Annotated in this window: 4 protein-coding genes; 1 reads left to right on the forward strand and 3 read right to left on the reverse strand. The window is 51.4% G+C overall.

Features of this window, described 5'->3' with window-relative positions:
- Nucleotides 1-73: 73 nt before the first annotated feature.
- The 3 genes from HMPREF9412_RS17935 to HMPREF9412_RS17945 form a co-directional block, all read right to left on the reverse strand.
- The gene (locus tag HMPREF9412_RS17935) at nucleotides 74-1,267 is read right to left on the reverse strand and encodes a HEAT repeat domain-containing protein (protein ID WP_009593076.1); all 1,194 of its coding nucleotides are present in this window, start codon (nucleotides 1,265-1,267) and stop codon (nucleotides 74-76) included.
- 18 nt (nucleotides 1,268-1,285) lie between these two features.
- Nucleotides 1,286-3,544 carry a hypothetical protein gene (locus HMPREF9412_RS17940; RefSeq protein ID WP_036672652.1) on the reverse strand — a complete coding sequence of 753 codons (2,259 nt, stop codon included), beginning with the start codon at nucleotides 3,542-3,544 and terminating at the stop codon, nucleotides 1,286-1,288.
- Between the two features lie 772 nt (nucleotides 3,545-4,316).
- On the reverse strand, nucleotides 4,317-4,838 hold the full coding sequence (locus HMPREF9412_RS17945) for an HPP family protein (RefSeq protein WP_009593077.1): 522 nt from the start codon (nucleotides 4,836-4,838) through the stop codon (nucleotides 4,317-4,319).
- Nucleotides 4,839-4,986: 148 nt separating this feature from the next.
- On the opposite strand from HMPREF9412_RS17945, the gene HMPREF9412_RS17950 reads away from it, so the two are divergent.
- A partial coding sequence (locus tag HMPREF9412_RS17950; protein WP_009593078.1) for a GntR family transcriptional regulator occupies nucleotides 4,987-5,462 on the forward strand: 476 nt, incomplete at its 3' end.

Consider the following 5,462-nt stretch of genomic DNA (forward strand, 5'->3'; position numbering starts at 1 on the left):
AATTACAAAATAAAGCGCGCTAACGATCATGACGTAATAAATCGCCACCATCCCGTAAGTGAGCAGGATATCTCTAAGCAGTGTAATCTCCTCCTACTCCTGCAACCGTGCCGATCCGTTTGTTCGTTTGAACGCCGAAATAACGATCGTACACCAGTTTTCTTTTATTAAATGCCACCATTTGCTCGACCTGCTCGTATTCGCCTTCGTTGGACATGATCCGTTCGATCCGGTACAGGGCCGTTTCCCTGGCTGGACCTTCTCCTGTGAGCGCGGCTTGGCACAAGGTCTCGAAGCCTTGTTCTCCCAACATGGCAAGACTCTCCGCGCTGTTGTTCCGCACATGCCAATTCTCGTCCTTCAGGGCTGAAGCCAGGAGCGGAATGCTGCCTGCGGCATGAAGCCGTCCGAGCGCTTTCGCCGCTGCCGCCCGCACTTCCCACTCATGATCATTCATGAGCGCCGCAATGGTGTCATCCTTCAGGGCCGGGTTCGAGCCAAGATACAGCTTGACGGCCTCGGCACGCACGTCCTTCTCCTCGGATCCGACCAATCGGTCGAGTGCCGGCACGACTGCCGGAATGGCCTGTCCCCACATGGCAACAAGCGAAACCTTGACTAGCCCGGGATCGGGATCGTCCAGTAGCTTGCGCATGAGGCTGGCCGAATCCAGCCGGGTCTCCAGCAAAATATCGGCAGCCATATGGTGAATGGCTTTATCGTAAGACAGCAGCTTGGACAACATTTCCCGAATCTGCTGGGACGAAACCGCGCTCTTGGCAATTGCCCGCGCAATGATGATGGTCATCGGACCGTATTTCGTCCGGTTCATCAGCTGCTGGAGCTGCGGAACGGCTTCTTCCGCCCGCATCCCGCCGAGGCGGTAGACCGCTTCAATACGGCGGTCTTTCCTCATGCTGGATAATGCCCGAATTTCCTGTTCCACAAACCCGGCGTCCCGGCACAAACGCAGGAGCTTCTCTCTGGCGTCGCCTTTGAATTGCTCGATCCACTCCATAAACTTGGCTTGAATGACCCGGCGTTCGGCCGACGTCAATTTGCCTGGCGGCAGCTCCAGCGTCGTATCATCATGCAGATGACTCTGCACATACACAAAGTAATCATGGTGTTTTTCCGTAAATCGTTCCGTTTCTCTTTGTATGGCATTATGCTTGATCTTCATTTGGAACAACAGGATAATGCCGGCTGCAATCAGGCCGAGGCATACATAGACAAAGACGTATGCCATTTCTAAATTTGAAAACATCTCCGATGGCTCCTCCTTTTATTTAGCATCTGGCTGCCGCCCCGTTTCAGGGAGACGCGTGAATATTTCCTGCATATCGTAATAGCTTTGCTTCAAGCGTTCGCTGTATTGGGTTGCTTCCCACAGCTCCCATGTATAAGGCTCGATGTCCGACAGATTAATGGACTGCTCCGATCCTGAAGCTGGTTTACCGGTGTTCTCGGATCTTTCCGTAATCCATGGAACCAGCCGGATACCGTCCGCCGTGGCCGTGCTGAACGTGCGCTTGTCTTGAAGCGGACTGTAGTCCAGCACCTGCAGCGAGCTCGGATCTCCGAATCCCAGCAGCATCCACGGAATCCTCATCTCGACGAAGCGGTCTTGATACTGCCATGCCGTAAGAGAGTTGAAATCCGGAGATTCCGGATCGCTGGTTCCCCGTTTCAGCGTTCCCACCGTTTCATCCACGAACGGATGGGAGAATCGGGTGTCCGGCGGATTCATCAGCAGGCTGATGGCCAGCTTCCAGGAATGGAACGAGCCGCCCGGTACGACGGGATCGTCCTTCGTTCCCTTGGCTTCCTCTCCCGGCAGCATCCAATAGCCTTCCTTGCCGTACAGCCGGCTGTGGAAATCGTAAGATGGCGCTATGGTTACCTGGGATTCGTCCTCTTGGCCTACCTGAATCAACGTTTCCAAAGCCCCGCCGGTGAGCGTTCGTCCCGCCAGCTCTTTCTTCGGTATATCGCCGCCAGGTATGGTGTCCGCTCCGATGAAGAGTTTGGAACGTTCGGGATCGAATGCCTCGTCCAGCTCCATGCCGATATACAGATAAGCCTCGTCATGCGTCAATTTCATGTTTTTTACGCCCGGAGCCGTACCGGACCAGGTTTTGACTTCCCCTTCAGGAACCTTATCCCAGTCGGTCAAATCCCCGTCGATCGTAATTTGCTCCGCTTTACCCGGCTGCATCGCCAGAACGCCGAACATCTTTTCGTTGGTCAGCACATTCAACCAGAATGCCCGGCGGTCTGCCGGTATTTCAAAAGGCATCGTATTCCATGTTTTCTTGAACCATTCGTCCTGCCACATGAACAAGATCGCTCCGGAATAGCCTTCGTCGTAAATATCCTGAGTCAGCGAGACATTCACTTGGCCTTGCTCCGCTTCGTCATGTCCCCCTTGGTCCTTTCCTCCAGGGCCGTGGTGGGAAATACCGATGGAGGAGGGCACGCCGTACTCGGTAACCATGATCGGCATATCCTCGAATTCTGCCTTCAATTTTCGCAAATAAGCTTTGTACGTGTTGTAGCCCCCGTCCCCGTCGGGGAGGGTCTGCAATGTTTTGTCCGTCCGGAAAAAATCCGGATAGTACGGGTACACGTGGTATGCCGCAAAATATCCCGCATCCCAGTTCACCGGTTCGACGTGCCTTGCATCGACGGACACCAGGTCTTCTTCAAACAGCGGTTCCCCCGGATGCTCAAGCACATCCGTCGTGACCCAATTGGTAAATGTCATCGGATGCTGCCACCCGTACTTCTGCTCTTCGGCAGCCGTGTAGTCCAATAAAGATGCCAGCCAATTCTCGAAGGGACTTGCGTCCTCCGTCCCCGAGAAATAGGACCCCTTATACTGAGGGACACCCTTATGTACCTTGTTGGTGTTATCAACCATGGCTGGGTCCCATTCCGTACCCACATGCCAGGCCATGAGGTACTTGCCCGCATTGACCTTATACTTGCCGCTCGACTGCCCATGTTTGGGCTCAACGTTGATATCCCCGTAAACTGCTGCGACAGCCTTCGAGATCTCCGCTTTAAACGTTTGGACGATTTCTTCGTCATACGCATCCCGACGCTCGATTAGCTGCTCCTCCGGCGACCAAATGCCCTGCATGAAGTACAGGGGATCATCGCCCTTATCCCGGTTGTATTTCACCAGCGCGGAATAAAAGACCGGATTATGCACCGTGTAGACCCTAATGACGTTTGCTCCCATTTCATCGATTTGTTTGAACCAGCGCAGATAATCTTCCTCGGAGGCCGGCAGCTCGCCGGGAAAATGCCCGGGTACGGTTGCGCCCAGGTTCACGCCCTTGGCAAAAACCTCTTTCCAAACCTCTACATCCTCATATACCAGAAAGGAGGTTCCCTCTGTTTTGAATTTCATTTTCACGCCGTCCGCATCCGCATACGTTTTTAATGACGGCCGTAGATATCCTAAGATTACAGCGGCACCGCAGAGAAGCACTATAGTGCAAAATGCTGCGACCACCCACCATTTTCGCCTGCTCATCGTCTTCGTTGCTCACCTGCCCTTTCTTTGACATGCTTGTTGCTGCACCGACATATGACGACTGAGCCATACTCGTCATTCTATAGCCGATGCGCTCCCGATACCATATTCCTTCTTTACCAACTTTTCCGATCTCGATAGTAGTCAAAAAGAAGTAAAACAAACTTCTTCCATAATTTTCCCCCGATAAATCAAATCGCTGCTCCTTCCTGCCTGTTCGTTGACAACTTCACAGCCTGATGCTAGTTGTGTGAAACCAACGTGCGTTTGCCCTGAACAAGGCTGGAACCGAACGACTTCATCCCATCCGTGAGATACAGCGAGATTTACGAATATTTTCAGAAAATTTTCGCGAATCGTAATGTTAAACGCAAAAAAATTGCTAAAGTTCCGGTCATTTTTACATCATTATCCATAGTTATGACAAATTTGATACCAAAGTCGTATAAAAAAACGGCTGAGAACCGCATTCTGTAAAGGTTTGGCAATATTAACCTTTTCTACAAAATGAGAATAGAGTCCTGTACCGGGATTGTGTAATATTCTATAGATTTGATAACCAGGATCAAGTGGTAAGTATCGCCTATTTTTCGGGATTTCGGTTTGGGCTTCCCCTCATTGCGTTATATAAATTAGTTTGGCTAATGTTCAAATCTGCGGTGCGACAACATGAATCAGACCCGGTCCATTGTCGGTCCGGGTCTGTTGTTGACGATATGAGATTGAAGAACTTGCCATGATTACCGTTTATTCATTAAAGAAAAAACTTCCTTCACCACCAAAAAGTCGGATATCTTCGTTCCTTTACCGCATTATTGACAAGCAGAGCCACCACCACGATCATGACCGATCCGACGAGCACAGGCGTGAACAGGAATGACCAGCCGCTGCCAGCCATAATAACGACCAAGGGGTCTGCGCCGGCCGGAGGATGGGTCGTCTTGGTCATTCCCATCAGGCTGATCGCGGCTCCCACCCCGATCGCCATGGCCCATATTCCGTCACCCAGGACCTCCAGCGTTACAAGTCCCGTAAGCGTGGAAATAAGATGCCCTCCGACCAGGTTTCTTGGTTGTGATAACGGCGCATCCCAGACTGCAAACGCCAGCACGCAGCTCGCCCCAAAAGGCGCCATGATCCATGGACTTCCTGCGAGCGCGGAGAGAAGGGCCAGTAAGCCGATCGAAACGGCACCCCCGATAAAGCCAACGGCGAGATTCATGGGACGAACGGTCAACGGACTTCTAGCCCCCCCTTTCATTTTCTGCAAATAAGAATCAGCTTGATCCTTCATAACAAATCCTCCATATTCATAATTAACTAGTTATTTAGTTATATATAAAATAACGATTTAAAACTATACATGTCAATACCTTTGTTGTACATTTACAGTTTGTTGTGTAAAGTTAAATTACTAGTTGACTAGGAAAGAAGGTCTCGATATGACGCACAAGCTCCTGCTTCGAGTCGACCCGCACGCTCCCATGAATGTCAGCACGCAAGTCAAGGAACAGTTAAAGTGGCTGATTGGTATTGGACAGATCGAACCATTCGATATGCTGCCCCCGGCGGGCGCGCTCGCGGACAACCTCGGGCTGAACCGCAACACCGTAAACCTGGTGTACAATCAGCTGAAGGACGAGGGGATCGTCTCCATGCATAAAGGCAAAGGAACGCAGGTTCTGAACAACCCTCAGGTAGAAGAGCTTCGAAATCGCAGAAAGCTGATGCATGAGCTCGCAGAGCGAACAACGGAGGAGCTAGGCTCCCTTCATATCCCGGCAAGCGAGTTCTTTGCCGCATCCCTTGCCTATACGCTGCTGCAGGAGCCTGTCCTGAACGCAGAGCGGCGAATTCTGTTCATCGAATGTAAAGGGCATGATTTTCCCTTCTATCAGAAAGCGATTGAGGAAATTAC

The sequence above is a fragment of the Paenibacillus sp. HGF5 genome (genome assembly GCF_000204455.1).
In the GTDB taxonomy this organism is placed as follows: domain Bacteria; phylum Bacillota; class Bacilli; order Paenibacillales; family Paenibacillaceae; genus Paenibacillus_AQ; species Paenibacillus_AQ lautus_A.

Bases quoted from the DNA above. Each gene is read 5' to 3' on its own strand.
- HMPREF9412_RS17935 (WP_009593076.1), bottom strand. From the start codon at position 1,267: ATGTTTTCAAATTTAGAAATGGCATACGTCTTTGTCTATGTATGCCTC.
- HMPREF9412_RS17940 (WP_036672652.1), bottom strand. From the start codon at position 3,544: ATGAGCAGGCGAAAATGGTGGGTGGTCGCAGCATTTTGCACTATAGTG.
- HMPREF9412_RS17945 (WP_009593077.1), bottom strand. From the start codon at position 4,838: ATGAAGGATCAAGCTGATTCTTATTTGCAGAAAATGAAAGGGGGGGCT.